The following is a 1,005-nucleotide window of genomic DNA, read 5'->3' on the forward strand; positions in this document are numbered from 1 at the left end:
AGGCGATCCAGGGGGCGGCCTGGGTGGTGGCCGCGGCGAAGCGTCCGGGGGCCGTGAAGCACGAGGCGATCGCGACCCGGTGCCGGCCGCGGGCGGCGAGCGCGCGGACCGCGGCCGGTACGGCGGGCGCCGCGGCGCAGGCGTAGGCGGCGACGACCGGGACGCCGAGCCGTTCGGCGAGCTGTCCCGCGATACGGCGGGTACCGGCGGCCGACTCGGGGTCGCGCGAGCCGGCCGCGGCGAGGACGACTCCGCTGCCCCGCCGTATCCGCTCGGTCATCTGCCGCTCGCCGGGCCAGCCCGCCTCCACGAGGCGGTCGTACAGCGCCTCGATCAGGAGCGGATGCTCCCCGAGCGGCTCGGCGATCCGGGTGCGCAGGGCGGCCGCACCGGCGGCGGCGGGCAGATCGTGCTTGACGTGGAAGCCGCGGCTCAGGAGCAGCGGTACGAGGACGGCCTCCGCGGTGCCTTCGGCGGCGAGGCCGGCGAGGGTGTCGGGGAGCAGCGGCTCGTCGATCTCGATATGCCCGAGCCGCACGTTCAGACCGGGCCGCAGTTCGCGGATGCGCTCGCGCAGCACCTTGACGGTGGCGAGGGTCGCGGGGTTGCGGCTGCCGTGGCCGACCAGGACGAGGGCCGGGGCGGGGTCGGCTTCCGCGTGCCGGCGGCCGTCGAGGCCGACGTGGCTGAGCTGGCTGCCGAGCTGGGCGGTAATCCGGCCCATGAGCTGCGCGGTGCTGTCGAGTGTGGTCTCGGCGGTGCCGGAGAAGGTGATCTCGCGTGGCAGCGGCAGCGGCTCGTCGATGCGAGAGGCGGAACGTGCGCTCGAAGCCGTCATGGGACAAGACTGGCGGGCGCACATTGCCGGGTCGTTGCGTGGCGATGACGGGTGGTTTCCCCGAGTTCACCTCCCCACCCGAAGGATTGTCAGTGGCCTGCGGGATGCTGGGTGGCGTGGGGGTGCTGTGCGGCCTGTGGGGGGCCGGTGGCCGCGGTGCTCCGAGG

General features: G+C 75.0%; 1 protein-coding gene. It reads right to left on the reverse strand.

The annotated features are described in order from the left end of the window. A partial coding sequence (locus G6045_RS40635) for a sirohydrochlorin chelatase (protein WP_165337267.1) occupies window positions 1-838 on the reverse strand: 838 nt, incomplete at its 3' end. Between the last annotated feature and the right edge of the window lie 167 nt (window positions 839-1,005).

The sequence above is a fragment of the Streptomyces mesophilus genome (assembly GCF_011044995.1).
GTDB lineage: Bacteria > Actinomycetota > Actinomycetes > Streptomycetales > Streptomycetaceae > Streptomyces > Streptomyces mesophilus.